Origin of the sequence: Bradyrhizobium oligotrophicum S58, assembly GCF_000344805.1 — a bacterium.
Lineage (GTDB): Bacteria > Pseudomonadota > Alphaproteobacteria > Rhizobiales > Xanthobacteraceae > Bradyrhizobium > Bradyrhizobium oligotrophicum.
Genome location: NC_020453.1, coordinates 7,774,729 through 7,799,739, shown reverse-complemented (window position 1 = coordinate 7,799,739; position 25,011 = coordinate 7,774,729). Strand labels below are relative to the sequence as shown.

General features: G+C 64.7%; 19 protein-coding genes and 1 pseudogene. 6 read left to right on the top strand and 14 right to left on the bottom strand.

Annotated features, from left to right (window positions below; translation table 11 throughout):
* Positions 1-135: 135 nt before the first annotated feature.
* The gene (locus S58_RS33770; protein ID WP_015669928.1) at positions 136-1,257 is read right to left on the bottom strand and encodes a helix-turn-helix transcriptional regulator; all 1,122 of its coding nucleotides are present in this window, start codon (positions 1,255-1,257) and stop codon (positions 136-138) included.
* Between the two features lie 206 nt (positions 1,258-1,463).
* On the opposite strand from S58_RS33770, the gene S58_RS33765 reads away from it, so the two are divergent.
* Positions 1,464-2,420: a LysR family transcriptional regulator gene (locus S58_RS33765; protein ID WP_015669927.1), complete on the top strand. Its 957-nt coding sequence runs from the start codon at positions 1,464-1,466 to the stop codon at positions 2,418-2,420.
* 188 nt (positions 2,421-2,608) lie between these two features.
* Here the strand turns inward: S58_RS33765 and lepA are convergent, their stop codons facing one another.
* Entirely contained in the window at positions 2,609-4,420 is a 1,812-nt protein-coding gene (gene lepA / locus S58_RS33760) for a translation elongation factor 4 (RefSeq protein WP_015669926.1), read from the bottom strand.
* A gap of 116 nt (positions 4,421-4,536) precedes the next feature.
* On the opposite strand from lepA, the gene S58_RS33755 reads away from it, so the two are divergent.
* Positions 4,537-6,141: a glycosyltransferase family 39 protein gene (locus tag S58_RS33755; protein ID WP_042340402.1), complete on the top strand. Its 1,605-nt coding sequence runs from the start codon at positions 4,537-4,539 to the stop codon at positions 6,139-6,141.
* A 6-nt stretch (positions 6,142-6,147) separates the two neighbouring features.
* On the opposite strand, the gene S58_RS33750 is transcribed toward S58_RS33755, so the two are convergent.
* The 6 genes from S58_RS33750 to S58_RS33725 all read right to left on the bottom strand — a co-directional run bounded on the left by S58_RS33750 (position 6,148) and on the right by S58_RS33725 (position 12,148).
* Positions 6,148-7,674, bottom strand: a complete 1,527-nt coding sequence (locus S58_RS33750; RefSeq protein ID WP_015669924.1) for an ATP-binding cassette domain-containing protein — start codon at positions 7,672-7,674, stop codon at positions 6,148-6,150.
* Positions 7,675-7,904: 230 nt separating this feature from the next.
* Positions 7,905-8,237, bottom strand: coding sequence for an HPr family phosphocarrier protein (locus S58_RS33745; protein WP_015669923.1), 333 nt, complete (start codon positions 8,235-8,237; stop codon positions 7,905-7,907).
* Positions 8,234-8,635 (bottom strand): PTS sugar transporter subunit IIA, encoded by a 402-nt coding sequence (locus tag S58_RS33740; protein ID WP_006611446.1) that lies wholly within the window; start codon positions 8,633-8,635, stop codon positions 8,234-8,236. Before S58_RS33740 ends, S58_RS33745 begins: the two co-directional genes overlap by 4 nt.
* A gap of 204 nt (positions 8,636-8,839) precedes the next feature.
* Positions 8,840-9,292 carry an HPr kinase/phosphorylase gene (locus S58_RS33735; RefSeq protein ID WP_015669920.1) on the bottom strand — a complete coding sequence of 151 codons (453 nt, stop codon included), beginning with the start codon at positions 9,290-9,292 and terminating at the stop codon, positions 8,840-8,842.
* Entirely contained in the window at positions 9,289-11,088 is a 1,800-nt protein-coding gene (locus S58_RS33730) for a sensor histidine kinase (protein ID WP_015669919.1), read from the bottom strand. Before S58_RS33730 ends, S58_RS33735 begins: the two co-directional genes overlap by 4 nt.
* A gap of 358 nt (positions 11,089-11,446) precedes the next feature.
* Entirely contained in the window at positions 11,447-12,148 is a 702-nt protein-coding gene (locus S58_RS33725; protein WP_006611449.1) for a response regulator transcription factor, read from the bottom strand.
* Positions 12,149-12,364: 216 nt separating this feature from the next.
* On the opposite strand from S58_RS33725, the gene S58_RS33720 reads away from it, so the two are divergent.
* Both S58_RS33720 and S58_RS33715 read left to right on the top strand, forming a co-directional pair.
* Positions 12,365-13,093: a HugZ family pyridoxamine 5'-phosphate oxidase gene (locus S58_RS33720; RefSeq protein WP_015669918.1), complete on the top strand. Its 729-nt coding sequence runs from the start codon at positions 12,365-12,367 to the stop codon at positions 13,091-13,093.
* Between the two features lie 846 nt (positions 13,094-13,939).
* Positions 13,940-15,553 carry a phosphoenolpyruvate carboxykinase gene (locus tag S58_RS33715; RefSeq protein WP_015669917.1) on the top strand — a complete coding sequence of 538 codons (1,614 nt, stop codon included), beginning with the start codon at positions 13,940-13,942 and terminating at the stop codon, positions 15,551-15,553.
* 372 nt (positions 15,554-15,925) lie between these two features.
* Here S58_RS33715 and S58_RS33710 read toward each other — a convergent pair whose 3' ends face one another.
* Together S58_RS33710 and S58_RS33705 are read right to left on the bottom strand one after the other, a co-directional pair.
* Positions 15,926-16,747: an acyl-CoA thioesterase gene (locus S58_RS33710; RefSeq protein ID WP_015669916.1), complete on the bottom strand. Its 822-nt coding sequence runs from the start codon at positions 16,745-16,747 to the stop codon at positions 15,926-15,928.
* 105 nt (positions 16,748-16,852) lie between these two features.
* Positions 16,853-19,363, bottom strand: a complete 2,511-nt coding sequence (locus S58_RS33705; protein ID WP_042340401.1) for a glycogen/starch/alpha-glucan phosphorylase — start codon at positions 19,361-19,363, stop codon at positions 16,853-16,855.
* 583 nt (positions 19,364-19,946) lie between these two features.
* Between S58_RS33705 and S58_RS33700 the strand changes: the two genes are divergently transcribed.
* Positions 19,947-20,378, top strand: a complete 432-nt coding sequence (locus S58_RS33700; protein WP_015669914.1) for a hypothetical protein — start codon at positions 19,947-19,949, stop codon at positions 20,376-20,378.
* A gap of 94 nt (positions 20,379-20,472) precedes the next feature.
* On the opposite strand, the gene S58_RS33695 is transcribed toward S58_RS33700, so the two are convergent.
* Together S58_RS33695 and pyrE are read right to left on the bottom strand one after the other, a co-directional pair.
* Positions 20,473-21,294: a DUF2865 domain-containing protein gene (locus S58_RS33695; RefSeq protein WP_042340400.1), complete on the bottom strand. Its 822-nt coding sequence runs from the start codon at positions 21,292-21,294 to the stop codon at positions 20,473-20,475.
* A 197-nt stretch (positions 21,295-21,491) separates the two neighbouring features.
* Complete coding sequence (gene pyrE, locus S58_RS33690; RefSeq protein WP_015669912.1) at positions 21,492-22,049, bottom strand: orotate phosphoribosyltransferase; 558 nt, start codon at positions 22,047-22,049, stop codon at positions 21,492-21,494.
* A gap of 172 nt (positions 22,050-22,221) precedes the next feature.
* On the opposite strand from pyrE, the pseudogene S58_RS33685 reads away from it, so the two are divergent.
* Positions 22,222-22,847: pseudogene (locus tag S58_RS33685) on the top strand (glutathione S-transferase family protein).
* A 118-nt stretch (positions 22,848-22,965) separates the two neighbouring features.
* Here the strand turns inward: S58_RS33685 and S58_RS33680 are convergent.
* Both S58_RS33680 and S58_RS33675 read right to left on the bottom strand, forming a co-directional pair.
* Complete coding sequence (locus tag S58_RS33680; RefSeq protein WP_015669910.1) at positions 22,966-23,874, bottom strand: amino acid ABC transporter substrate-binding protein; 909 nt, start codon at positions 23,872-23,874, stop codon at positions 22,966-22,968.
* Positions 23,875-24,036: 162 nt separating this feature from the next.
* The gene (locus tag S58_RS33675) at positions 24,037-24,936 is read right to left on the bottom strand and encodes a LysR family transcriptional regulator (RefSeq protein ID WP_042340399.1); all 900 of its coding nucleotides are present in this window, start codon (positions 24,934-24,936) and stop codon (positions 24,037-24,039) included.
* Between the last annotated feature and the right edge of the window lie 75 nt (positions 24,937-25,011).

Here is a 25,011-nt window from a genome sequence, read left to right as displayed (position 1 = left end):
AAACGGGCCAGGCGTCGGAGCTGCACAGGGGCCATGACTCCCGTCTGTGGGTGGACCTCGCCGGTGGAGCGCTTCGCGAGGGATGTCAGGGGCGCGGCAGGCACGATCCCCCAGGAGGTGCACGCCGGGAGGATCTCAGGCCACGAACATGGGCCGGAAGCCGGCGACCAGCTTGACCAGGTCCGCCTGGCGGGCGGATCCGGTTTTTGCGAACAGCCGACCGACATGGGTCTTGATCGTCGACACCGAGACGCCGAGCGATGCCGCCACTTCGGAAATGCCGCCGACATTGACAAGGGCAAGCAGCACCCGCAGCTCGGTCGGCGTGAGCTGGTAGGCGCGGCCGATGATATCTGGCGCGAGAGGGAGCTCGAGCCGTGTCTTGCAGACGACGACCGCGGCGGTGACGGCCCCGGACCTTGCCGTTCCTGGACCGGCTGCCAGCCGTTGCGGCAGCACGTGGACCACGTGACAGTCGCGATCCTCCGCTGTCAGCGAAAGGGCAATGCCCTTCGCATCCATCTCGAGAGCGCCCTTTCGGGCGAAGGCGGCCTGCATGGCGCGATTGGCGTCCGTGTCGCGTGCGACCAGCCGTCCGTTGATCGCACGCAGGAAGTCGTCGGTGCCGAGGATTCTTCGTCCGGTCGTATTGGCGTGAATGATCCGACCGTCACGATCGATCAGGAACAGGCCGGCGTTCAACTGGTCCAGGATGGAGGCGAAGATCGCCGCTTCGCCGAATTTGCGGCCGAACACCTTGCCGATGAGAATGGCTCGGCGAATGTGAGGCGCCACCAGCGATATGCGTCGCCTCATCGCATCGTCGATCACCTCGTCGGGCGCGCCACGATGCAGGCCGAGCAGCCCGTCATCGTCCTCGCGCGTTCCGATCGCGGCTTTCGTGGCATGACCTCGGGGTGTCCGGTGTTCCTGGTAGAAGAGCCGAGCGCAGTCTTCGCGATGGGGAACGAGCTCGAGGAGGCTCACGACCTCCTCGACCTCCAATTGCGATACGGCGGTGAGCGGGTCGAAGTAGTCCCCGTACAGTTCAGAATGGATCTGCATGTATTCGAGATCGGAACCGATATCGTGACCGGCGCTGACGAACTTGGCGGTCAGATCCTCGAGGCACAGCGTTCCGGCCTCGCCGCTCACGAATCGCGCGAGTCGTTCCAGCGCCGCGCCCCAGAGCCCGGGATTGAGCACGGCATCATAGATGTGGCTGACAACGGAGTTCAGCTTATCGTCTTCACTCATACTGCCGACCGGCCTGCTGATCGAGATTTCGACAAACGCTGCACAGCCGGCGTCGGCTTCTTTTGTCCCGTCATCCTTCGTTCGGGCGATGCTACCTGATGCCGCCGACGGAGACTCTTACGACCTGTGCGCGAGCAGCAACTTGAAACGTTCTCGCCGACAAGGCAAATTTGTTATGCCAATCCTTTTGATAAGGAGAACTTTGATTGCGCGGTCTCAACCTCGATCAGCTGAGGGCCCTCCTCGAGGTCGTCGAGCAGGGCAGCTTCTCCGCAGCCGCGCGGCGGCTCAACCTCACGCAGCCTGCGGTGAGCCTGCAGATCCGTGAGCTCGAGCGGCGCTTCGGCCTGCGGCTGATCGAGCGCCTGGGCAAGCAGGCGCATGCAACGGCGCCCGGTTGCGAGCTGGTCGAGGCGACGAGGCGGATTTTCCACGAGTGCGAGCAGGCTGACGCGGCGATGCGGCGCTTTCACGACGGCTGGGTGGGCCGTGTCCAGGTTGCCACGACGCTGACCGCCATGATCTATCGATTGCCGCCGATCCTGCGCAAAGTTCGTCTCGATCATCCCCGCATCGATCTGGTCGTGACCAACATGCCGACCGACAAGGGCGTTCAGGACGTCGTCGAGAACAGGGTCGATCTCGCACTCGTGCATCTGCCGATCAACAAGCGGCAACTCGACGTCACGCCGCTGCTGTCGGAAGCCATGGTGGCGATCTTTCCCGCAGGCCTCCCGGATGTTCCCGACGAGGTCACGCCCGACTACGTCGCCGGACACAATCTGCTGATCGAGCAAACCAGCAGCGCGGCCTATTCGCTCGTTCTCGGCTGGCTCTCGGGCCATTCCCCCGCGCAAGGGCCGACCCCGCTCGGGACTGTCGAGGCGTTGAAGAGCGCCGTTGCGTCCAGCTTGGGCATGGCGATCGTGCCGGACATTGCCGTCGGCATCCACAACCCCGATTTCATCGTCCGGCCGCTGCGTCCGCCGCTCACGCGCACGCTTGCGCTGATCGAGCACCGCAACAAGCCGAACGAGCCGGCGCTCGAAATCGTCCGCAATGCGCTGCTGGGCTTGCAGACCGACCGGGCAGATGACTCAAAGGCGAGCAGGCGCAGTCGAAGAAAACCCGCCGAGCGCAGCCTGACCGCCCGGCGCTCGTAGCTGCAGGAGCTCGATCAGCCCCTATCGTGCGTGATGCGTCCTTGTTGAATCAAACTGGTTGAATCAAAGCGCCTGCCGCGATTTCAGTTCACCTCTCGCTTTGGGAGAGGGGAACAGAGATCGCGGCGGGCTATTCGATCGAACCAAAACTCATCGGGCTCTAGCGTCGCATGCGGAGCGGCGGTGGCTCAGCTATCGACCTTGAGCGCGGCGATGAAGGCTTCCTGCGGGATGTCGACCTTGCCGAACTGCCGCATCTTCTTCTTGCCTTCCTTCTGCTTCTCCAGAAGCTTGCGCTTGCGCGTGATGTCGCCGCCGTAGCACTTGGCGGTGACGTCCTTGCGCAGCGCGCGCACGGTCTCGCGCGCGATCACCTTGCCGCCGATCGCCGCCTGGATCGGGATCTGGAACATGTGCGGCGGGATCAGGTCCTTCATCTTCTCGACCATGGCGCGGCCGCGCCCTTCGGCACGGGTCCGGTGCACCAGCATCGACAGCGCGTCGACCGGCTCGTTGTTGACGAGGATCTGCATCTTCACCAGATCGGCCGGCTTGTAGTCGGTCAGATGATAGTCGAACGAGGCGTAGCCCTTGGAGACCGATTTCAGCCGGTCGTAGAAGTCGAGCACCACCTCGTTGAGCGGCAGCTCGTACTTCACCATGGCGCGGGCGCCGACATAGGTGAGCTCCTTCTGATTGCCGCGGCGGTCCTGGCACAGCTTGAGCACGCTGCCGAGATATTCGTCCGGCGTCAGGATCGTGGCCTCGATCCACGGCTCCTGGATCTCGGCGATCTTGACCACGTCCGGCATGTCGACGGGGTTGTGGATCTCGATCTCCTCGCCGTCGGTCAGCTTCATCTTGTAGATGACGCTTGGCGCGGTCGCGATCAAATTGAGGTCGAACTCGCGGGAGAGCCGCTCCTGGATGATCTCCAGATGCAGCAGGCCGAGGAAGCCGCAGCGGAAGCCGAAGCCGAGTGCGGCCGAGGTCTCCATCTCGAACGAGAAGCTGGCGTCGTTGAGCCGGAGCTTGCCCATCGCCGCGCGCAGCGTCTCGAAATCGTCGGCGTCGACCGGGAACAGGCCGCAGAACACGACCGGAATCGCCGGCTTGAAGCCCGGCAGCATCTCGGTCACCGGCTTGCGGTCGTCGGTGATGGTGTCGCCGACGCGGGTGTCGGCGACTTCCTTGATCGCGGCGGTGATGAAGCCGATCTCGCCGGGGCCGAGCTCGTCGACCTGGGTCATCTTCGGGGTGAAGAAGCCGACGCGCTCGACGTCATAGGCCGCGCCCGTGCCCATCATCCGGACCCGCTGGCCCTTCTTCATGACGCCGTCGACGATGCGCACCAAGACAACGACGCCGAGATAGACGTCGTACCAGCTGTCGACCAGCAGCGCCTTCAAGGTCGCGTCGCGGTCGCCCTTGGGCGGCGGCAGGCGGGTGACGATGGCTTCGAGCACGTCGGGAACCCCGAGGCCGGTCTTGGCCGAGATCATCACCGCGTCGGACGCGTCGATGCCGATCACGTCCTCGATCTGCTGCTTGATCTTGTCCGGCTCGGCCGCCGGCAGGTCGATCTTGTTGAGGACCGGAACGATCTCGTGATTGTTGTCGAGCGCCTGGTAGACGTTGGCGAGCGTCTGCGCCTCGACGCCCTGGCTGGCGTCGACCACCAGCAGCGAGCCTTCGCAGGCTGCCAGCGACCGCGACACTTCGTAGGCGAAGTCGACGTGGCCGGGCGTGTCCATCAGATTGAAGATGTAATCCTTGCCGTCCTTGGCGCGGTACTGCAGGCGCACGGTCTGCGCCTTGATGGTGATGCCGCGCTCGCGCTCGATATCCATCGAATCGAGCACCTGCTCCTTGCCCGCCATCTCGCGGTCCGACAGGCCCCCCGTCATCTGGATCAGGCGATCGGCCAGCGTGGACTTTCCATGGTCGATATGGGCGACGATGGAGAAGTTGCGGATGTTGGGAATGGGGACGGTCGTCATGGGTCGCGCAGATAGCACCCCGAGCCCCCAACCAGCAACCATATTGCTGAATTTCCAGGGCCTTTCTTCACGCCAAGCTGATTCCCCGCGGCTCGAAAACAGGCTACCGAGAGCGCATGTCGAGTACCTCTCTGCCGCATTCGGTCGCCAGCCCGCGCAGCCGCCTCGGACCCCGGCGTTTGGCCGCATGGCTGGTGGCGCGCGCCACGGCGCCCGCGACCTCGTCCTGGGTCGTGATCGCCTTCGTTCTCGTCCATGTCATGTTGTGGACGGCGATCCTGACCAATCTGAAGGCGGCGCAGGACGTCCACATGGACGTCGCCGAGGCCTATGCCTGGGGCAGCCGGCTTCTGCTCGGCTACGGCAAGCATCCGCCGCTGTCGGGCTGGATCGCGGGCCTCTGGTTCACGGTGTTTCCGGTCAGGGACTGGGCGACCTATGCGCTGGCGATGGCCATGGCCGGCGGCGGTCTCGTCGCCATCTGGTTTGCGAGCCTCAAGGTGGTCGACCGTCGCAGGGCGTTCTTCGTCGTGGTCATGGTCGCGCTGTACCCGATCTTCAATTTCAAGGGCTTCAAGTACAACGCCGACCTGGTCCAGTTGCTCACCCTGCCGTTGCTGTTTCTGGCCTATCTGCATGCCTTCGAGAAGCGCAGCGTCGCCTCCGGCGTCTGGCTCGGCCTCGCCGGTGCGGTCGCGCTGATGACCAAATACTGGGTGCTGACCATGATCGGCGCCATTGGCATCGCGGCGCTGTTGCACCCCGAGCGGTTGCGCTTCCTGGCCTCGCCAGCGCCATGGGTCGCGATCGGCACGATGCTGGTCGCCATGATTCCGCATCTGGTCTGGCTCTGGAAGGTGGATTTCGTCGCGGTCACCTACGCCGGCGACGTCTACACGCTGTCGGATCGCGGCCGCGCCGCGGAGCTCGTCAGCGGCTATGTCGGCCACAATCTGGCGCTGCTGGCGTTGCCGGTTGCGCTGGCGGCGCTGGTCCTGGCCTGGCCGCCGCGCTTCGCGTTTCGCAATTGGCAGCGTGGGCCCAATCCGGGCGTCAATGTGGGCCAGGCGCTGAATGTCTGGCTGGTGCAGGCGATCGTCGCCGTCGGGCCGCCGCTCGGCGGCCTCGCTTTCACGATCTACATGAAGACCGATTGGGGCATCTCGCTGTTCTTCCTGGTGCCGCTGGGGCTGGTCGCGATCCCGGCCCTGCGGCTGCGATCGGTCATGTTGCCGCGGCTCGCTGCCGTCTGGCTGGTCCTGTCGCTGATCACGCTGGCCGCCTCGCCCTGGATCGCGCGGCGCGAGATGGCCGCCAATCCGAACGGCGTCACCGGCTATGGCGCGCGGTCGCAGCTCGCCGCGCAGCTGACCCAGGCCTGGCACGCCCGGTTCGGCTCCGCCTGGCCGCTGGTCGCCGGCTATTCCGAGATGAACACGCCGATGACCTTCTACAGCCCGGATCACCCGCGGCCGTACACCGTGCCCTATTCGGCCGAGGAGACCTGGGGCTCGGGCCTGAGCTCGCTCGACGACCTCAAGCGCGAGGGCTTCATCGGCGTCTGCGACACCACCGACAACCGGATCGCCGCCTGCGAGGCCTGGATGGCCAAGGAAGCGCCCGGCGCCGAACCCCTGGTCATGACCACCCAGCGCTTCTTCCATGGCCAGGCGGGCCCTGCAATCGTTTGGAAGGTGTATATTCAGGGGCCGGGGCGGTGAAAGACGTCACCCGGACATCAGCCTGCTGAAAACTCTGCCCGGATCGTCGATCTCGACCAGGCGCCTGCCCTCGATCACCCAGATCCGGGTGGCCACGGCGCGCACGAAGGCGCGGTCATGGCTGACCAGAAGGCCTGCCGCACCCCGCTGGACCAGTTCGCCTGCCAGCATCTCCTGGCCCTCGATATCGAGATGGTTGGTCGGCTCGTCCAGCAGATAGAAATTGGGCTCCGACAGGCGTAGCAGCAGCAGCGCCAGCCGAGCGCGCTGTCCCCCTGACAGACGGGTCAGGGGGGCTGTCTGCGCATCAATCGCAATTCCTGCGCCGGCGAGCTGCGCCCGCGCCTCACTGTCGGTCAGACGGCTCGACCGCTTGATCGCATCCCAGGGCGTGGGAAAAGCGTCGAGCTGGGAGAGGGCCTGATCCGAATGGCCGGGCTTGAGGCTCGCGGAGCCCCGGATATTGGGATCTTGCCCCGCAACTCCCCCAGCAAGGGCCGCCTGCAGGCGCTCGATCAGCCGAGTCTTGCCCGTGCCGTTGGCCCCCAGCAGGGCCACGCGATCGCCGTTCTCGATCCAGAGCCGTCCCGTGCGGAACAGCTTCCGTCCGTCCGGCGCCGCGATCGTCGCGTCGTCGATCGTCACCAGCGCCTTGGCATGGCTGCCGCTGTTGGTCAGCCGGATGGCTCCCGCGGAGCGTTCGCGATGCGCAGGGCGTGCCTGCTCCTCCAGCCTGTCGGCGCGATCGGACAGCTGCCTGGTCTTCACCACCAGCAGATCCGAGCCGGAATTGATGCCGATGTTCTTGAGCTTCGTCGCCTGTTGCCGCAGGCCACGGACCTTGCGCATGTCGTTCTCGAATTGCCGGTCCCGGGCCGTGTCCCGTTCTTTCAAGGCCTGGAGCGCGCGGGAATAAGGGAGCGAGAAATCCGCGCTATCCTCCGGGCGCAGGAACAGGGTGCGGTCGGTGACGTCATCGAGAAAAGCCCTGTCATGGCTGGCCGCGACGACGGCGCAGTCGCGCGGCAACGCGGCGAGGAATCTCTGGAGAGCACCGATCCGGCCGATGTCGAGATGGTTGGTCGGCTCGTCGAGCAGCAGCAGATCGGGCGCGATGATGGCCGCTCTTGCCAGCAGCATCACCCGCTGCCAGCCGCCGGAAAGGCCGTGAATCGCGCGGCTGCGCAAGGCGTCATCGACAGCGAGCTCGTCGAGCAGGACGTCGACCCGCCAGTTCTCGGCCTCTGCGATTTCGGGGGCAAGGGCGTCGCGCACGGCGTCCCGGAAACTCAATGACAGGAGTCGTTCGGGTGGGTCCTGCGGCGCCAATCCGACCACCAGCCCGCGAGCGCGGGTGATCGTTCCGGTCGTTCCATCGTCCTCGCCCGCCATGATGCGCAGAAGGGACGACTTGCCACGACCATTGGCGGCAACCAGGCCAAGGCGGTCGCCCTTGGTGATCGAGAAAGTGAGTGCGGCAAAAAGAGACTCGGTGCGTGTCAACGCAAGGCTTTTGACAGCGATCAGGGACATTGCAGTCTCATCAGTCAGGAAAAGCGCAAATTGCGCCGTGAAGGCTGACGATGAGACAGCGATGCGGTCCCTGGTCAGCCCCGCGAGATCAAGCGCGGGGCGGAGACAGGTCCGCGGGTGCGGTTATGGAAGCAGCGACGCACCACCGACTTCCCCTCAGTATGAATTGAGACGGCACAAATCTATCGACTCGATGCCGCGCCGGCAAGATCACCACGGCGCCGTGCCGGCTAAACGCCTTCTTCGTGGAATTTGTCGTTCACGAGGTCGGTGATCGCCTGCAGTGCGGCTTCGGCCTCGGCGCCGGTGGCGGAGACCAGGATCTTGGTTCCCGGCGCGGCCGCCAGCATCATCAGGCCCATGATCGAGCGGCCGCCGACGGTCTCGCCGCCGCGCGTCACCCAGACCTCGGCCTGGAACTTCTCGACCATCTGCACGAACTTGGCGGAGGCGCGCGCGTGCAGGCCGCGCTTGTTGGTGATGAGGAGCTCTCGGGACAAGGCGCCTGCCGGCACGGCGGCGCCGGCGACATTGTCCTGGGGCGCGTCGTCCTCGTCGCTCATTTGCCGGCAAGCACCCGGCTGGCGATGGTGACGTATTTGCGTCCAGCCTCCTGCGCCATCGCGATCGCGTCCGGTAGCGAGCGCTCCTCGCGCACCTTGGCGAGTTTGACGAGCATGGGCAGGTTGATGCCCGCGAGCACCTCGACCTTGGGCCGGCTCATGCAGGAGATGGCAAGGTTCGACGGCGTGCCGCCGAACATGTCGGTGAGGATGGCGACGCCGTCGCCGGTGTCCACGCGGTTCACGGCTTCGATGATGTCGCTACGACAGAGATCGGAATCATCGTCGGCGCCAATCGTGACCGCTTCGATTTGTTTTTGAGGACCCATGACGTGTTCGAGCGCTGCTCGGAACTCGTCGGCGAGGCGCCCATGGGTCACCAGTACCAGGCCAATCATCGGATACTCCTCGCGGGCGCCTAGGGTGCACCGCACGAACGCGCCACTTTGACCATCCGGAGCCCCCGCGCAAGAGGGCATGTTCGCGATTCTCCCGGATTCTGGCGTGCGGAAGGGGGAGCTGGCGATGGTCTACAGGGTCGCGATAGTGGGGGTGATATGGTTACCAATTCGCTTCACACAATTGGCCGAAAGATTACCGGGTCATGAACTCTTGGTCGTGGTCAGGGCGGCCACAACCAGCGGGAGGGGCTGTTGCCCCGTACCGACCGGTATCCGCGGCAATTCAATACCATTTTGAGTCCAGCGCAGGGCTTCGGGCGCCGGCAGCCGCTCGGCATCCTCTGCCATCAAATCGACGACCAGGCCGATCGGTGCCTCGGACACGTGGTCGCAGGCGCGGATGCCGAGCCCGCGAATCTCGATCAGGCCGGCCAGAGCGGGGGCCGCGCTGACCCACATTTCTCCGCCGCGTGTGGCGAGATGAACACGGTCGTCACCGACCAGGACGGCCGGTGGGATCTGCCCGGCGCGGCCGGCCAGAATCAGATCGAACGCCAGCCGCGACTTTCCGGCGCCCGACGGTCCGCGGATCAGCACGGCGTGGTCCCCGACTTTGACGGCCGACGCATGAATGCTGGCAGGCCCGGTGCTCAAGACGCCGGCAGCCGCACGATGAAGCGGGCGCCGGACACGGTCGGATTGCCCTCGTCATCCACCGGGCCGGGCCGGTTCTCGGCCCAGATCCGCCCGCCATGGGCGTCGATGATCTGCTTGGAGATCGACAGGCCGAGGCCCGAATTCTGGCCGAAGCCCTGGTGCGGGCGGTCGGTGTAGAAGCGCTCGAAGATGCGCTGCAGGGCATCCTCGCGAATGCCGGGGCCGTCATCATCGACCATGATCTCGATCTCGGAGCGCACCCGCCGGCAGGTGATGCGCACCTTGCCGCCGGTCGCCGAGAACGATTGCGCGTTCGACAGCAGGTTGGAGATGACCTGGCCGAGCCGCGAATCATGGCCCGGCACCGAGAAGGTGTCGTTGGCGCCGCGGCCCTCGAACCGGACCTCGACGGCGACATCGGTGCCCAGCTTAGTGGTCTCGTTGGCGACCGAGGTCAGTGTGTTCAAGAGCCGCCGCAGGTCGACCAGGGTCATGTCCTGGCGCTGCAGCTCGGCGTCGAGCCGGCTGGCGTCGGAAATGTCCGAGATCAGGCGGTCGAGCCGCTTCACGTCGTGCTCGATCACTGCGAGCAGGCGGGCGCGGCTGTTGTCGTTGCGCGCCAGCGGCAGGGTCTCGACCGCCGAGCGCAGCGAGGTCAGCGGGTTCTTGAGCTCGTGGGCGACGTCGGCGGCGAACATCTCGATCGCCTCGATGCGGTTGTAGAGCGCATCCGTCATGTCGCGCAGCGCGCCGGAGAGATGGCCGATCTCGTCGCGGCGGCGGGTGAAGTCGGGAATCTCGACTCGGGTCTTGATGCGGCGGCGGACGCGTTCGGCGCTGTCGGCCAGCCGGCGGACGGGACCTGCGATGGTGCTGGCGAGCAGCAGCGACAGCACGATCATGACGGCGGAGGCGACGCCGCCGACCTTGAGGATGGCGAGCCGTTCGGCGGTGACCATCTGGTCGATGTCGTCGCCCTGCGTCGACAGCATCAGCGCGCCGTGGATGGTGCGCGAGCGCTGCACCGACACCGCAACCGAGACGATCACCTCGCCGCGTGAATTGACCCGGACCATGCTGCGCTTCTGGCCCTTGAGCGCATCCGTGACCTCTTCATAGCCGTTGCCGTTCTCGGGGCCGTATTCGCGATACAGCGGCAGGTCGCCGCGATTGAGCCAGGTGCGCACCGAGATCATGGCGCGCTCGACATATCCAGGCTTCTCGCTCGATGGCGGCGGCAGGTCGAAGCGCAGCACGTTCTCGAGATTCCGGCTGTCGAGCAGCAGCCCGCCGTTCGGATCGTAGATGCGCGCCCGCGTCTTGGTCGGCGAGATCAGCGTGCGCAGCACCGGCGCGACCCGTTCCGGATTGATCGGAAAATCGAGCGGCGAATATTCGTCAGGCGCGCCGTAGCTCTCGCCCGGCTTCAGGTCGAGCAGGCGCTCAGGGTCGATCGTGATCGTATTGGTCTGCACCGTGGCCGAGGCCGCGATCGCGCCTGCGATGATCTCGGCCTGCACCAGCAGGCTCTGGGCGCGCGCATCGATCAGGCCGGCGCGGAACTGAGACAGATAGAGGATGCTTGCAACCAGTGCGAGCAGGCCGGCGATGTTCAGCGAGACGATGCGGCGGGTGAGGCTCGAGAACGAGAGCGCGAACAGGAACTGTCCGGCGCGGCGCAACCAGCTCAACGGACGCTGCCAGCCGGAGACCTTCGGGGTCTCGTCCACGACGTCGGAGGGGATCGATGCCTCGGCGTTCAGCCCCGGATCAGGATGGGTGCGATCGAGCAATGGGAGCGCTCCGATTCCGAGGTTCGCAAGGCGTGGATTCGCAAGTCATGGGTTCGCAAGACAAGAATGGGTTCGCAAGACAAGAATGGGTTCGCAGGACATGAGTTCGCGAGGCATGTGCGGCGGGCTCCCGAGAGACCTTCAAATTCGCCGCACCGAAATTCGCCGTCCCCAAATTGGCCGCACCAAACGGCCCTTTTCCGGCCTCTGCGCCTCGAAAGGCGCGGAAGCATTCGCATTCTACCCAATCCGGGCCGCGACGTCAGCGCGCAAAATCGCATGACGTCGCTCGAGGCAATGCTTCAGGTCCTTGGCTTCAGGTCCCTTGCTCCAGGACCTGGGCTTCACGTCCTTGGCTTCAGGTTTCCTTGAAGCGATAGCCGACGCCGTAGAGGGTCTCGATCATCTCGAACTCCTCGTCGACCATCTTGAACTTCTTGCGCAGTCGCTTGATGTGGCTGTCGATGGTGCGATCGTCGACATAGACCTGGTCGTCATAGGCCGCATCCATCAGCGCATTGCGGCTCTTGACCACGCCGGGACGCTGCGCCAGCGCCTGCAGGATCAGGAACTCGGTGACCGTGAGCGTCACCGGCTCGTTCTTCCAGGTGCAGGTGTGGCGCTCCGGGTCCATGCGCAGAAGGCCGCGATCGAGCGCCTTGGCGTCGTTCTCCTTCGGCAGCGCCGTCGGATCCTTCGGCTGCGAGCGGCGCAGCACGGCCTTGACGCGCTCGACCAGGAGGCGCTGCGAGAACGGTTTGCGGATGAAGTCGTCCGCACCCATCTTGAGGCCGAACAGCTCGTCGATCTCCTCGTCCTTGGAGGTGAGGAAGATCACGGGCAGGTCGGATTTCTGCCTCAGCCGCCGCAGCGTCTCCATGCCGTCCATGCGCGGCATCTTGATGTCGAGGATGGCGAGGTCGGGCTGGCTGGTCCGGAATCCGTCGAGTGCCGATGCACCATCGGTATAGGTCATGATGCGATAGCCTTCGGCCTCGAGCGCGATCGAGACGGATGTCAGAATGTTGCGGTCGTCATCGACCAAGGCGATTGTGGGCATGAGCCTGCTTTCAGAGTCTGTTTAGCCGAGACAACGAGAATCGAGCTAAGGGCCGCATAAATGGGCTTCGAACATGGTCAACGAGCAATGCAAGCTGGGCTGAAGTGTGACCGAGTTCCACAAATAGCATGGCAAAGTTTTGTGCCCCGCCCAAGTTTGTGGTTCGTTTAGCCGAAAAAAGGCCTTCATTGCAACTGGATGGACGAGGGAAAGACGATGCCTGCGAGCTTTAACCCTAACCGCGTGACGCATTCCCTGCTGCGCCGAAGCCGGCAGGGCGCACTTGCAACCTTGATGGTTGGTTCGGGCGATCCCTACTGCTCTCTGGTCAACGTCGCCACTGCGCCCGATGCTGCTCCGATCATTCTGATCTCGCGATTAGCTGTGCACACCAGGAATGTACTTGCTGATTCGCGCGTGTCGCTGATGCTCGATGAACGCGCGCCCGGTGATCCCCTGGAAGGTACGCGGATCATGCTGTCTGGAAAAGCCGAACAGGCGACCGACGACAATCGCGAAACGCTGCGCCGTCGGTATCTCAATGCGCATCCATCCGCTGCTGATTACGCTGACTTCGCCGACTTCGCGTTCTTTGTCATTCGCCCGTCCGGCACGCATCTCGTCGCCGGCTTCGGCCGCATCGTCGATCTCAAGCCCGAGCAGTTTCTCACGGAGACATCAGACGCCGCCGAGCTGCTCGCGGCTGAGCAGGGCGCCGTCGATCACATGAACGAAGATCATCGCGAGGCCTTGGGACTCTACGCGACGAAGCTGATCGGTGCCGACGCCGCGGAGTGGCGCTGCAGCGGCTGCGATCCCGACGGGCTCGATCTGATGGCCGACGGCAGGACGCTGCGGCTGGATTTTCCCGAGCGCGTCACGACACCCGGAGGCTTGCGCAAGATGCTGGTGCGGCTTGCGGATGAGGCGAGAGCGAAGGACTAATAGCTCACTAGGTGTAGTTCTATTGACGTATGGCTGCCGCCACGAAGGCGGTCTGCTCCCTCTCCCCGCTCTTCGCGGGGAGAGGGTCGGGGTGAGGGGCAGTCGCGCGGGCGGTGCAGCTTCCTTGCTTCGAACTGAATTCTTGTCATCGGCGCAAGACGGATGTGAGGACGCTTTCAGTGTTTTCCATCGATGCGCATCGTTGTGCCCGTCCGATAGACCAGGATCTGGGCTCCCGTACGTGCCATGCCCCTCACCCGGATTGCTGCGCGATCCGACCTCTCCCCGCAGAGAGCGGGGAGAGGTTGCAGCGTCCGCGTCGGCCGAGATTGTCTTGAACGAACAAACTCAAATTCCATTCTCAATCGATACGCGAGCACCCCGTCGTTGCGGTGGCGTTAGGCCTGTGGCGCGACGGCGACGCTCCACTCCCCGCGCGTCCGCTCACGGACCGTCCGACAATGGGTCGCAGCGAGGCTGCTGCGGCAGGGCCATGCTGGCCTTTGCTCGATGATAAATCTTCGTCTGCCAGCGCGGATCCTTCGGTTGGGGCGCCATTCGTGTTTCTCGGCGAAACCGAAGTGTATTGATATATCTGTTGCGTTGCAGCATGCTCGTGCGCACAGGCAGCGTGCCGCTCCGATAAGCAGCCGCGCGCCAAAAATGAGCTACGCACATCAGCCGTTGGCAATAACCAATTCGGTCGGATCGTCTTGGCAAGACCAGCGTTGATCCAGTATTAGGTCTGCGACCGCGCTCGCGTCAGGCGATGTAAACGGTAACGGTCACCGCGCACTGCGCCAAGAAATTGCGCGCAACGGATGCGGGCTCTCAGGAGGGAATTTCGTGCAAGAGACGGGTATTCGCAACGGTGCCTTCGGTGCCGACAAGTTCGGCTTAAAGAATCTCAAGCAGCTGCATTGGAATCTCGGCGCTCCCCAGCTCTATCAGTATTCGCTGGCGGCCGGCGAGGCGGTGCTGTCTGCCGACGGGGCTCTGTGCGCGGATACTGGCGAGTTCACCGGTCGTAGCCCGAAGGACAAGTTCACGGTGCGCGACGCCTCCACCGAGAAGATGTGGTGGGCCGGCAACCAGGCGATCACGCCCGAACAGTTCGAGGCGCTGTATCAGGACTTCACCAGGCATGCCGAAGGCAAGACCCTGTTCGCGCAGGATCTCTATGGCGGTGCGGATCCCTCCTTCCGCATCAAGACGCGCGTCTTCACCGAGCTCGCCTGGCACTCGCTGTTCATCCGCACCCTGCTGATCCGTCCCGAGACGATCGAGCTCGACACCTTCGTGCCGGAGCTCACCATCATCGACATGCCCAGCTTCCGTGCCGACCCGAAACGTCACGGCGTGCGCTCGCAGAACGTCGTCGCGATCGATTTCGCCCGCAAGATCGTCCTGATCGGCGGGTCTTATTATGCCGGCGAGATGAAGAAGAGCGTGTTCACGACGCTCAACTACTATCTGCCCGAGCGCGGCGTGATGCCGATGCACTGCTCGGCCAATGTCGGTCCGAAGGGCGACACCGCGATCTTCTTCGGCCTGTCCGGCACCGGCAAGACGACGCTGTCGGCAGACCCGAACCGTACCTTGATCGGCGACGACGAGCACGGCTGGGGTCCGTCCGGCGTCTTCAACTTCGAGGGCGGCTGCTACGCCAAGTGCATCAAGCTGTCGCAGGACGCCGAGCCGCAGATCTATGCGGCGTCGACCCGCTTCGGTGCCGTGCTCGAGAACGTCGTGCTCGACGAGGACAGCCGCGTTCCCGATTTCGACGACGGCTCCAAGACCGAGAACACCCGCTCGGCCTATCCGCTCGACTACATCCCGAACGCCTCGCGCACCGGCCGCGCGCCGCATCCGAAGAACGTCGTGATGCTTGCTGCCGACGCGTTCGGCGTGCTGCCGCCGATCGCAAAGCTGTCGCCGGCGCAGGCGATGTACCACTTCCTGTCCGGCTACACCGCCAAGGTCGCCGGCACCGAGCGCGGCCTCGGCAACGAGCCGCAGCCGGAATTCTCGACCTGCTTCGGCTCGCCGTTCCTGCCGCTCGATCCCTCCGTCTACGGCAACATGCTGCGGCAACTGATCGCCGACCACAATGTCGATTGCTGGCTGGTCAACACCGGCTGGACCGGCGGCAAATATGGCACGGGCTCGCGCATGCCGATCAAGGTGACGCGTGCGCTGCTGACCGCCGCGCTCGATGGCAGCCTGCGCAACGTCGAGTTCCGCACCGACAAGTATTTCGGCTTCGCGGTCCCGACCGCATTGCCCGGCGTGCCGAGCGAGATCCTCGATCCCGTCAACACCTGGAAGGACAAGGCCGAGTTCGACAAGACCGCCCGCGCGCTGGTCGGCATGTTCCAGAAGAACTTTGCCAAGTTCGAAGCCCAGGTCGACGCCGACGTCCGCGCCGCCGCGCCGGACCTGAAGCTGGCGGCGGAGTAGGGCTGTCACGCTTTTCCGCGACAGCCGCATCGCGACTGGCTCCGAAACCCACTCAAGTGACTCCGGCAGCGGCCGCGCTGCCGGAGTTTTCGTATACGGCGTCGCTTGGGACGTCGTGATCACTCGATGCCGGACGATTGGCAGAAGCTGCCGCAACAAGCTCAGTTGTCATCACCCGCGAAAGCGGGTGATCCAGTACGCCGTGCAGCCAGTTGTGTAACTTACTGCCGATCCCGGTTACTGGATCGCCCGGTCAAGCCGGGCGATGACAGTTGTGGTAGTGGCGGCTTTCTCGGCACAAACGCGATGCTGTGCATAGGGGTCCCGGCTCAAGGCCGGACGACACCGACTGTGTGGGGCCTTTCTTCTGCCTCACGCCTTGAAATACGCGATCTGCGTCGTGGTCGCGAGCAGCCGGCCTGACGGCGACCACAGCTCGCCGTGCTGATCCTGATAGCTGCGGTTGAACACCTTGGCATCCGCGGTTGCCAGCACATGCGTGATGTCTTCAGCGGCGAGCTCCTCGCGGCTGACATGCAAATAGGTCGTCAGCGACACCGTGCCGAACGGCACCAGCTCGCCGCGGGCATGGAAGACCCGGCCGAAGAACGCGTCCGACATCGACAGCAGCGACAGGCAGTCGAGCTTGCGCGGCTTGCGGTCGGAGATCCACAGCCGGGAATAGCTGCTGTGTGGCTCGCCCGTCGCTGACGCGCCGAGCGCGGGGCGCCCCTCGACGAAGCGGAAGTCGTACTGCCTGGTCCACGACATGTTCGTGTCGGGATGGCGCTTGACCTCGCTGAAGGGTGGCGCGTCGGGCATCTGCGCCGGCTGGTGCGACCAGGACGGTCGTCGCTCGGCGAACACGGCGGTGGCGAGCGTCGCTGCGTCCGCGTCGCCCTGGCTCAGCTCCACGCACCAGTGCTGTGAGGAGCGGTTCGCCTTCACCAGCCGCACGTCGAGATCGAACGGCCCTTCCGCGATCGGCGCGCAGTAGTTCACCGTCACCGCCAGCGGATCGCCCTGGACTTGCGGATGCTCGATCAGCGCGCGCAGCACCGTCGCCGCGGTGACGCCGCCGAACGGGCCGACGAAGGCCCAGTAGTCGGGGCTGGTCCTGCCCTGCCACCGGCTGTCGCCGGCAGTGACGCGGGTGGCTTCGTCGAACAGGTGGGCTGGAAGCGGTTCGGTCATGCAATTCTCCTGACGATCACTGTATGATGGTCGTCAGGTCAAACGCAATTCGACGAGGCCCGCAACGACGTCACAGGGCATTGCCGAGGACGGGTGGCTGAGCCCTCACGCCCGCTGCGCATGCGCGGGCGCTGCCGCAACCGGCCCGACCGGCACGTTCCAGATGTCGTCGGCATATTCGCGGATGGTGCGGTCGGAAGAGAACCAGGCCATGCGCGCGACGTTGAGAATCGAGGCGCGGGTCCAGGCCGGCACGGTCTGCCAGCGTGCGTCGATGCCGCGCTGGGCCTCGTAGTAGGAATCGAAATCGGCCGAGACCATGTAGTGGTCGAGATGGCGCAGCGCATGCGCGATCGGCTCGAACCGGCCGGGCTCGTCCGGCGAGAACAGGCCGGAGGCGATCGCATCGATCGCGCGCGCCAGCCGCGGCGAGCGGCGGATGATGTCGGTGGCGTCGAGGCCCTGCTGGCGGCGGAGCATGACGTCGCCGGCCTCCATGCCGAAGATCGCGATGTTGTCGGCGCCGACATTGTCGCGGATCTCGATATTGGCGCCGTCCAGCGTGCCGATGGTGAGGGCGCCGTTCAGCGCCAGCTTCATGTTGCCCGTGCCGGAGGCCTCCATGCCGGCGGTCGAGATCTGCTCCGACAGGTCGGCCGCGGGGATGATCGCTTCCGCCAGGCTGACATTATAGTCGGCCATGAACACGACCTTGAGCTTGCCGCCGATCGCGGGATCGTTGTTGACAACCTCGGCGACGTCGTTGATCAGCTTGATGATGAGCTTGGCATAGCGATAGCTCGCCGCCGCCTTGCCGGCGAAGATCTTGACCCGCGGCACCCAGTCGGCCTGGGGATTGTCCTTCATGTCCTGATACAGCGCGACCGCTTCGAGAATGTTGAGCAGCTGGCGCTTGTATTCGTGGATGCGCTTGATCTGCACGTCGAACAGCGCGCCGGGGTCGAGGCGCACGTTCATGCGCTCGCCGATGAGACGTGCGAGCTGCACCTTGTTGTGGTGCTTCACGGCGCGGAACTTCTGGTGGAAGCCGCTGTCGGCAATGTAGCTTTCGAGGCTCGACAGCAGCGTCGGATCGTCGACGATGGCATCGCCGCAGGCCTCCTGCAGCAGGCTGGTCAGCTTTGGATTGGCCAGCATGAGCCAGCGGCGGAAGGTGATGCCGTTGGTCTTGTTGGTGATGCGGCCGGAATAGAGATGGTTGAGATCGTGGAACACGGTCTCCTTCATCAGGTCCGAATGCATCGCCGAGACGCCGTTGATGCGGTGCGAGCCGACGAAGGCGAGCTGGCCCATGCGCACGCGGCGGCCGCTCTTCTCGTCGATCAGCGACACCGAGGCGCGATAGTCGATATCGCCGGGCGCGCGCTGCTCGGCGAGCGCGAGATGCTGGGCGTTGATGCGGTAGATGATCTCGAGATGCCGCGGCAGCAGCCGCTCGAACAGTTCGACCGGCCAGGTCTCGAGCGCTTCCGGCAGCAGCGTGTGGTTGGTGTAGGACAAGGTCGCGACCGTGACCTTCCAGGCCTCGTCCCAGCGGAAATTATGCAGGTCGACCAGGATGCGCATCAGCTCGGCGACAGCGAGCGACGGATGCGTATCGTTGAGCTGCACGGCGGCCTTCTGCGACAGGCTGCGGAGCTGCCCGTCGGAGCCGAGATGGCGCTTGACGAGATCCTGCAGCGAGGCCGAGACGAAGAAATATTCCTGGCGCAGCCGCAGCTCGCGTCCCGCCGGACTCTCGTCGTTCGGATAGAGGAACTTGCAGATCGCTTCCGCGCGCGCCTCTTCGGCCGATGCGCCGAGATAGTCGCCTGAGTTGAACACGTCGAGCTTGAGCGGATCGGGCGAGCGCGCCGACCACAGCCGGAGCGCATTCACGTGCTGGCCGCGCCAGCCGACGATCGGCGTGTCATAGGCGACGGCCTGCACGGTCTCGCCGGGATGCCAGACGGCGCGGGCGCGGCCCTTGTCGTCGACATGCTCGACGCCACCGCCGAAATGCACGTGATAGACCACCTCGGGGCGCTGAAATTCCCAGGGATTGCCGAACGACAGCCAGACGTCGGGATATTCGTGCTGCCAGCCGTCGACGATCACCTGCCGGAACAAGCCGAAATCATACCGGATGCCGTAGCCGATCGCCGGGATCTGCAACGTCGACATGCTCTCCATGAAGCAGGCCGCGAGCCGCCCCAGGCCGCCATTGCCGAGCGCAGCGTCCGGCTCGCATTTGCGCAGGTCCATCAGGCCGACGCCGAGATCGCCGAGTGCGATCTCGAACACCTTCATCAGGCCCATGTTGTTGAGCGCGTCGGTGAACAGGCGGCCGATCAGGAATTCCAGGCTGAGATAATAGACGCGCTTGCGGCCGGCATCGTAACTCTCTTTGTCCGCGGTGAGCCAGCGATGCACGATGCGGTCGCGCAAGGTGAGCGCGGCGGCGTGATACCAGTCCTGTTGCGTCGCCTGGCTTGCCTCCTTGCCGATCGCGAGCCGAAGCTTGGCGAGGACGTCGCTCTTGATCTCCGCCACCGCCAATTCGTCGACGGGCTGGCCGGTGCTTACGAAGCTGCGCTGAGACGGCTGATCTGTCACCTTGCAAACCTGTGATGCTACGAGGAACCAGAAAAAGCATACGATGCTTGGGCGCGGATCGAAACCCGGGGAAGGGCCGGTCCACACAGGAGGTGATGGAAAATTATGCAAGGTTCGGGCCGGGTTCCGGCGGGCGAACGCGGAGATTGATGCTGCACGTGCGTCCCGGAGACTCTCCCTCGTCATCTCGGCTAACGCCGGCTCCAGACTCTTCGGCCGAAGCGAGCGATGGACAGCTCTTCGATCCGCCGGCGCCGCGTGGGTTCCAGCTCAGCGCTCCTTCCTTCGGCCTGAACGGCTTCGGCGAGGTCCCGTGCACTCAGGGCTTCGTGCCCGGACAGCAGATCATCTGCGCAGAGGCGGCTGCAAAAAGCTCCAGCCGACACATACCTCCTGCAGCAGATGGTTGAGGCGCTTGCGATCTGGTGTCGGGGGCGTAGCCTCCATCGAGCATCAGGTCCTTCAAAGAGGATGGACAATCCGGCCGGAACAAATTAAGAACAATTTAGCAAGCGATCGTTATCTCTGTTGCGATTCGACCCGCCAGACCACCCCCGGCATCAGCGCATCACGCGAGGATACCATGTCCACCATCGCCTTCGATCCCCTGGCCTTGACCCGTATCGCCGATTTTGCGCGGAGCTTGACGCGGCTGCACAAGACGGCGCGGCGCCGGGCCGTTGACGACGACCAGATCGACCGCGCGTTCAACGCGGTCTGCATGTCGGTCTGGGGCTACACCACCGACGACATTTCCGACGACCTGTTCGCCGCCACCGACCACACCTTCCTCGACGGCCTCGATGAGGGAAGGGCGCGAATTTTCGCCGCCGAGCAGGGCTACGACCTGGTCGACGACGACGGCATGCTGACCGACTGGTGGGGCTTCTGCTGGATGATCCTGGCCGAGAAGCGCGGCCTGCTGACGCCGGACAACCGTGCTGCGGCGCGGGCGGCGATCGAGGAGAAGTATCTGGAAGCGCCGAACGTCATCGGCGTCATCGTCGGGCGCTAGCCCAGTTTTCCGTCATTGCGAGCGAAGCGAAGCAATCCAGGGCGGCGCGAGGGCTCTGGATTGCTTCGCTTCGCTCGCGATGACGAAAGCTAGTTCAATCCACGTCCGCGCGCTTGGCGCGGCCCGTGGCAGGCTTCGGTGCGATCGTCATCGGCGGCGCGACGCTGGCATTACTCACATTGGCCTCGGGCGGCGGCATGGCTGCCAGAGCATCGGCCGCCAGCATCTCGGCGCGCACCGGCGCCACCTTCATCTCGTTCAGCCGCGCGCGCATGTCCGAGTTCAGTCCGGGATAGGATGCGACCGGCTTGAAGTCGACCGGCTGGCCGCCGCTGCCGCGCGCGCCGGAATAGGCGACCAGCCCGTCGCTGGTCGCGACCACGTCGCCGGGGCGCAGCGAGGTGTCGAGCGACAGATCGACCGGTGCCAGCCCGGCCGGATCGCGGCCGTTGCAGGTGCAGTCGGCGCGCAGCGCCTGGCGGTAGGCGAACGCATTCTCGCTGTCGGCATAGCGCTCGCCATTGGCTGCTGTCGCGTAGTCGATGTTGGAGCCGAAATAGACCTTGGTGGCGCTCGCCGGGCAGAACGCCTGGCACATCTGCACCGGTGAGGCGAGACCGCGCGTCAACGGGAAATAGCGGCCGTCGCAGCTGCGCACGCAGAACGCCGCGCCCGAGCCGCCGGAGGCCGCGCGCGGCTGCGCCGGCGCTTGCGGATTGGTGCCGAACGGGTCGGCGAACAAGCCGCCTTGCGGCGCCGGCCGCTGTGACGCCGGCTTGTTGAAACCGCTGAACAGGAAGTCGAACAGGCCCTGGGCCGACGCCATCGGCGGCGTCAGCGCGATCACCGCGACGGCGATGGCGGTCGTGGCCGCCACGGGGCGGGGCATCCGTCGAAACGACAACACGCTACGCAACGCCAGCTCCCACCGCCAAGGTCTTCACCGTCAAGCCCTGCCCGGACACGGCGTGTCCGGGTCGCGTCGATCATGTGCGATCGGACGGGCCGGCCCCAAGGGCACGGCGCCATCAGCTTTGCGGTAACCTTAACGAGCGTTGGTAAATGAGCGGTATGCGAGGCCTGCCGGCACGCAGAAATCCCGCGAAGGTGTCTTTAGAGAAACTCGCGCGCCTTGTAGAGCGCGCGGAACGGCAGGCGGGCCTCGGCGAAGGCCTCCTCGGCGCCTTCCTCGCGGTCGACCATCGTGAACACCAGCGCCACCTCGGCGCCGGCCTCGCGCAGCGCTTCCACCGCCTTCATCGCCGAGCCGCCGGTGGTGGTGACGTCCTCGACCACGACGATGCGCTTGCCGGCCAGGCTCTCGTCCCGGGTCAGCCCCTCGATGGCGAGCCTGGCGCCATGCTCCTTCGGCTTCTTGCGCACGAAGAAAGCCGCGATCGGATGGCCCTTGATCCAGGAGATCTGCGCGATCGCGCCGGCCAGCGGCACCGCGCCCATCTCCAGCCCGCCGATATAATCGAAGCCCTCGTCCTTCAGCGCCTCATAGGTGAGCTCAGCGAGCAGGGTGGCGCCCTCCGGGTCCATCATGGTCGGCTTGAGGTTGAAGTAGAAGTCGCTCTTGCGGCCGGAGGCCAGCGTGACCTCGCCACGGCCGAACGAGCGCCTGCGGATGATCTCGAGGAGGCGGGCGCGGGAGGCGGATTTGGACACGGCGTTTTCCCCTGAGGGTCTTTGGATTCTGGGTGGCGCAATCTATCGGGGGCGAGCGGCCGTGGCCAGCGGCCAGGATGTCCCATCAACAACGGTACGTTTGAAGCTTGATGCGGTTTCGAGCTAAGGGGGAGCCCAACGTTAAGCAAGCAATTTGGAAGGACGCCCCGCCATGACGATCGAGCTGCACACCTGGAACACGCCGAACGGCCGCAAGATCTCGGTCGCGCTGGAGGAGATGGGGCTGCCCTACCGCGTGATTCCGGTCGACATCACCAAGGGCGCCCAGATGGCCCCGGATTTCTCGCGATCAGCCCCAACAACAAGATTCCGGCGATCGTCGATCCCGAGGGCCCGGATGGCAAGCCGGTCAGCGTGTTCGAATCGGGCGCCATCCTGCTCTATTTGGCTGAGAAGACCGGGCAGTTCCTCCCCAAGCCGCTGTCCGAGCGGATCCCGGTCTATGAATGGCTGATGTGGCAGATGGGCGGGTTCGGCCCGATGCCCGGCCAGGTACATCATTTCATCGCGCTCACCAATGAGCAGGACCGCGCCTACGGCCTCAAGCGCTACATGGCCGAGACGGTCCGGCTCTACGGTGTGCTCGACCGCCGCCTGGCGCAGCACGAGTTCGTGGCCGGCCCGCTCTCGATCGCCGACTTCGCCATTCTCGGCTGGGCCTGGCGCCACCCGCGCCACAAGGTCGATCTCGCCGACTTCCCCCACGTCAATCGCTGGTACGACGCGCTGATGGCCCGCCCCGCCGTGAAGCGTGGCATGGAGGCGAAGCTGGATTGAGGGGCTCGAGATACCGCATCTGCCGGAGGCTTTACCGAGATCATCCCGGGTCGAGATCGGCTGCCTTCAGCAGCCGATGCTCGTTGCTCCGCCGATTGCATGATCGCGGCGTCCGGCCTCAGTTAAGTACGTAGGCATCCGGATCGGGGCTGCTGCTGGGCTTCTTGAATGCGGCGCGCAGGGCCGACGGCATCGGATAATTGAAATTGATCCCGATCGGTGGGACAGGCGATTCGAACCACTTCCTGTAGATCGCCTCGATGTCCGGGCTCTGGTAGAGCTGGGCCGTGACACGGTCGGCGATGGCCTTGAACGGCGCATCGTCCTTGCGCAGCATGATGCCGAACGGCTCCGGCTTCGAGAACTCGTCCTTGCTGATCGCGTATGCCGCGGGGTCCTTGGACCGCGCGATCGCGACCGCGAGCTGGACGTCATCGAGCACATAGGCCTGCGCGCGGTCGGTCTCCAGCATCAGGAACGCCTCGGCTTGATCCTTGGCCGGAACGATGTTGATGCCGAGCTTGCGCTCCACATTGACCTTGTTCAGCTGCGCGATGTTGGTCGATCCGGCGATCGCGACGGCGGTCTTGCCTTTCAGATCCTCGATCGTGTCGATCGACAGCGACTTCTTGGCGGCAAAGCGCGTAGCGCTGAGAAAGTGCGTATTGGCGAAGGCAACGAGCTTCTGGCGTTCGGCGTTGTTGGTGGTGGATGCGCACAGCAGGTCGATCGTGCCGTTCGTCATCAGCGGAATGCGGTTGGAGGACGTCACCGGAACGGTCTCGATGGTGAGGTTGGGCAGCCGGAGCTCCGTCTTGACGGCTTCCGCGATGCGCGCGCAGATATCGAGCGCATAGCCGACCGGCTTCTGGTTGCCGTCCAGGTAGCTGAACGGCACAGATGATTCCTGGAAGCCGATCGCGATCCGGTTGGTCTCCTTTATCTTCTGAAGCGTGCCCGTCAGCTCCTCGGCGCTCGCAGCGTTTGCGGCAAGCACGGCCGTCAACAGAATTCCCCAGATGCGCATCAAAGCTTCTCCTCCCAGCAATTCTCTTCGCATGCGGCGAGCGCCGCAGATGCCGACCATGGCAGCCTCGCTTCGGCAGGCGACGATGAAAAGGGATAAAAACGCCTTATATATCATTCCAAAAAGCGATTACCGGCGGGCGCTGCCTGCAGTGACGCCGGATCACCCCTGCAGCTGACGCCCGAAATCGCAGGTCTTGCGCGCCAGCTCGGCGACGGCGGCCGTGAAGGCCGAGGGTCTGTCGTTGCGATACATGGCTGCATAGGGCACGGCGGGCAGGGCCGGCTTGACGGGCACGATGGTGAGCTTTCTCTCTTCGAACAGCGGACGGAAACAGCGTTGCGGCAGATAGCTGATGCCGAGGCCGGCCACCGCAAGTCCGACCAGGGCGGTCAGGTTGTCGACTGAAATGGCGTGCTTGAAGGCTACGCCATTCGCCGTGAGCCATTTGTTGAAGAACAGGCCGGAGCCCGAGCGGCGGCCCTGCATCAGGATTGTATGGTCGCCGAGCTCGTCGAATCCGAGAGGCCGGCGCGACCGGACCAGGCCAGGGCGCGCGGTCCAGACGTTCTGGACCTCGGCCAGCCGGACTGACGTCACCTCTGGATCCGAAAACACATCCGGGATCACGATGAGATCGATGCTGCCTTCGATGAGCCGATCGTACAGGCTCCGGCTGTTGTCCACCTCGGGCTCGATCGTCACCGCGGGATGCGCTCCGCGAATGGCTGATACCAGCCGCGGCAGCCAAGTCAGCGCGGACAGTTCCGTGGCCCCGAGACGAAGACGGCGGGCCGGCGTCTGCCGCCCGTCCTTCATCTCCAGGATCTGATCCTGCAATGCCAGCATCTGCCGGCCGAGAGCCAGGATCTGTTCGCCTCGTTCCGTGAGGCGAGCGCCGCGCTGGCTGCGGTCGAACAGCGGGACGCGCGCAGAGGCCTCTAGCTCTTGGACGCGCTTCGAGATCGCCGATTGTGTCGTGTTGAGCTTGGCTGCGGCGCGCTCGAACGTGCCCAGCTCCGCGATCCAGTTCAAGGCCTCGAGCTGCTTCAGAGTGACCATGTGACATTCAAAAAAGAGATGACCCGGCATCTCAATTTATCTGTTTTCAGAATTCATGGCGAGTCCTACACAGCT

What these genes read in the sequence shown, in the direction of transcription:
- S58_RS33770 (WP_015669928.1), bottom strand. Translation starts at nt 1,257, where the DNA reads ATGAGTGAAGACGATAAGCTGAACTCCGTTGTCAGCCACATCTATGAT.
- lepA (WP_015669926.1), bottom strand. Translation starts at nt 4,420, where the DNA reads ATGACGACCGTCCCCATTCCCAACATCCGCAACTTCTCCATCGTCGCC.
- S58_RS33755 (WP_042340402.1), top strand. Translation starts at nt 4,537, where the DNA reads ATGTCGAGTACCTCTCTGCCGCATTCGGTCGCCAGCCCGCGCAGCCGC.
- S58_RS33750 (WP_015669924.1), bottom strand. Translation starts at nt 7,674, where the DNA reads ATGTCCCTGATCGCTGTCAAAAGCCTTGCGTTGACACGCACCGAGTCT.
- S58_RS33745 (WP_015669923.1), bottom strand. Translation starts at nt 8,237, where the DNA reads ATGAGCGACGAGGACGACGCGCCCCAGGACAATGTCGCCGGCGCCGCC.
- S58_RS33740 (WP_006611446.1), bottom strand. Translation starts at nt 8,635, where the DNA reads ATGATTGGCCTGGTACTGGTGACCCATGGGCGCCTCGCCGACGAGTTC.
- S58_RS33725 (WP_006611449.1), bottom strand. Translation starts at nt 12,148, where the DNA reads ATGCCCACAATCGCCTTGGTCGATGACGACCGCAACATTCTGACATCC.
- S58_RS33720 (WP_015669918.1), top strand. Translation starts at nt 12,365, where the DNA reads ATGCCTGCGAGCTTTAACCCTAACCGCGTGACGCATTCCCTGCTGCGC.
- S58_RS33710 (WP_015669916.1), bottom strand. Translation starts at nt 16,747, where the DNA reads ATGACCGAACCGCTTCCAGCCCACCTGTTCGACGAAGCCACCCGCGTC.
- S58_RS33700 (WP_015669914.1), top strand. Translation starts at nt 19,947, where the DNA reads ATGTCCACCATCGCCTTCGATCCCCTGGCCTTGACCCGTATCGCCGAT.
- S58_RS33680 (WP_015669910.1), bottom strand. Translation starts at nt 23,874, where the DNA reads ATGCGCATCTGGGGAATTCTGTTGACGGCCGTGCTTGCCGCAAACGCT.
- S58_RS33675 (WP_042340399.1), bottom strand. Translation starts at nt 24,936, where the DNA reads ATGGTCACTCTGAAGCAGCTCGAGGCCTTGAACTGGATCGCGGAGCTG.